The following is a 2,421-nucleotide window of genomic DNA, read 5'->3' on the forward strand; positions in this document are numbered from 1 at the left end:
ACATGCTGCAATATTAAGTTTTATAGGTAGCATGATCCCTGTGTCTTTTATTTTGTTTACTATAAGACCAATATTTAATTACCTTAAAAGAACAAAGAAATTTAGAAACCTAGTACGCAGACTTAGGCCTATTACACGCCAACAGGCCTTAAACATTATAAAGGCTGATGCAGAAGCTGTAGGTGTAGGAGATAATGTTGGAACTCATACTCTGAGAAAGACTTGGGGATATCATGCATGGAAAAGTTGATATAATCCTGCTCTAATCATGGAAACTTTGAATCATAATAATCTAGGTGTATAGTAGGGCAGGAATGTAGATATGCCATGGAGCTGCACTAGATCTGGTTTAAGAGAGGATGAAAGTGAGATAATAGACTTTAGGATGTGAAAAGCCCTTGGGGGTGCAAACTCTTTAGGGTTTTTCCATGCCTAAAATTAAAAAATGGCGGCACCTCAAAAAATAAACTTGTCATATTTATAAAGGAATATTTAGTTGCTTTTATGACAACACTAACATATAATATAATTAAAGGGAGGTGTAGCTATGTTAAATTTTGAATTGATAGGTGAGAGATTTAGCGAGTTACGAAAAAGGAGTGGCTTTACACAAACACAGTTGTCAGAGTATTTAGATGTGGATCAGAGTTATATTTCAAAATGTGAAAAAAATGAAAGGCAATTTAGTGCAGATGTGCTTGAAAAAGCAGCAGAACTCTTTGGGTGTACCATGGATTACTTTGTAAATGAGTCTTGTGAATTTGTACAGATTCCTATAGCTCTCAGGGCAAAAAACATTACAACTGAAGATTTAGACACTATCGCTGCTATGAATAAAATAGCACTAAATTTACGTTTTATGGAAGACTTGCTTGAGGGGGAATAAATCTTGAAAGAAAAAATCGAACTAAACAGTGAAGCGATAATTTTAAGAAAAGAGTTTGGTGAGGATGCCAACTCTCCAATAGATATATTTTCTCTAATTCATAATAACGATGATTTAACCATAGTGTTTTATCCTATGAGTAGTAGAGTAAGTGGAATTTGTATTAGAGATGGTAAAAATAAGATTATTGGAGTTAATTCCACATCGACCTATGGTAGGCAGCGTTTTACGATAGCCCATGAACTTTACCACTTATTTTTTCATGAGGACTTTAAAAGCATTGTCTGCTCTACAGACCTTGAGATAAGTAAAGATCCCCAGGAAAAAGAGGCAGATATGTTTGCATCTTATTTTTTAGCACCTTATGAGGCCCTATCTTATTTTATAAGAAATAAACTTGGTAAACAAAAGCAGGAGCTTAAACTAGAAGATGTTATAAGAATTGAACAATATTATGGTATGAGTAGACAGGCCACACTTTGGAGATTAATAAATGATAGATATATAAGCCCTGAAAAAGCTAATACTATGAGGACTGGAATAATAGCTTCTGCAAGAAGGCTTGGATATGATGACGAACTATACACACCCACATCAGAAGATAAGCAATATGCTACTTTTGGGAAGTACATTAAGTTGATCGAGAGATTAAAAGAGCAAGATTTGATATCACATGGGAAATATGAAGAACTTTTACTAAATGGCTTTAGAAGTGATATTGTTTATGGACTAGATACAGTAGGGGAAGAATTATATGACTGAGAAACTATTTTTTGATACAGATTGCATCTCTTCCTTCCCTAATATCCCCCATATAAGGCGTAAAGTTAGAGATTTGTGTTTAAATGGCGAAATTTCTACACAAGAGATATTAGCAAATACTGAGGAATATAGATTATACTATGAATTAGCAGTTTCAGCACCTAGAGGAGAAAAAATAATCGGTAAAGGAGAAGCAGCAGCTATAGCCTTAGCCAAAACTTATAATGGAATTATTGCATCTAATAATTTAAAGGATATATCTAAGTATGTTGAAAAATATAGTCTAGAACATGTGGCTACTGGAGATATATTAGTAGCTGCATTAAATAAAGGGTATATTGATGAAATAGCTGGAAATAAAATATGGAGTAAGATGATAGCTAAGAGAAGAATACTACCAACAGCTACTTTTACTGAGTATCTAGGGACAATTGAATAATATTTTATTAATTATAAATTGTGTACAGGCCCTAGAGCATTTGTCTTTAGGGCTTTTTTTATTTAGGATCCTTCTTTTCTAAATTTTGGATTAAGTAGAACGGTACAGAAAGCCTTGATTAAAATCTGGTGTATTGCGAGATGATATTTTTTGCCTATTTTACCCTTTTTTGCGTACTACAAGAATGATATAATATAAGTAATAGATATTATCACTAGTGTTTAACTATTGGATTAAATTACTATTGACAATAGTCTTATGTATAAAAGTTGTATTTTTACCATTAATATATAAATGAAAATAGTCAGCATTCTTGCTTTAATATAATTACCGT

At 32.7% G+C, this 2,421-nt stretch carries 4 protein-coding genes; all 4 read left to right on the plus strand.

Going from position 1 to position 2,421, the window contains the following annotated elements:
* Positions 1-250: small multi-drug export protein (locus VK998_RS00730; RefSeq protein WP_475513920.1), on the plus strand; the 250-nt coding region annotated here is incomplete at its 5' end.
* A 297-nt stretch (positions 251-547) separates the two neighbouring features.
* Entirely contained in the window at positions 548-886 is a 339-nt protein-coding gene (locus VK998_RS00735; RefSeq protein WP_325224371.1) for a helix-turn-helix domain-containing protein, read from the plus strand.
* A 3-nt stretch (positions 887-889) separates the two neighbouring features.
* Positions 890-1,648 carry an ImmA/IrrE family metallo-endopeptidase gene (locus VK998_RS00740; RefSeq protein WP_325224374.1) on the plus strand — a complete coding sequence of 253 codons (759 nt, stop codon included), beginning with the start codon at positions 890-892 and terminating at the stop codon, positions 1,646-1,648.
* Positions 1,641-2,087 carry a hypothetical protein gene (locus VK998_RS00745; RefSeq protein ID WP_325224376.1) on the plus strand — a complete coding sequence of 149 codons (447 nt, stop codon included), beginning with the start codon at positions 1,641-1,643 and terminating at the stop codon, positions 2,085-2,087. The genes VK998_RS00740 and VK998_RS00745 overlap by 8 nt, the downstream gene beginning before the upstream one ends.
* Positions 2,088-2,421: the final 334 nt, after the last annotated feature.

Origin of the sequence: Schnuerera sp., from assembly GCF_035459645.1 — a bacterium.
Classification (GTDB): Bacteria; Bacillota; Clostridia; order Tissierellales; family Tepidimicrobiaceae; genus Schnuerera.

What these genes read in the sequence shown, in the direction of transcription:
- VK998_RS00735 (WP_325224371.1), top strand. Translation starts at nt 548, where the DNA reads ATGTTAAATTTTGAATTGATAGGTGAGAGATTTAGCGAGTTACGAAAA.
- VK998_RS00745 (WP_325224376.1), top strand. Translation starts at nt 1,641, where the DNA reads ATGACTGAGAAACTATTTTTTGATACAGATTGCATCTCTTCCTTCCCT.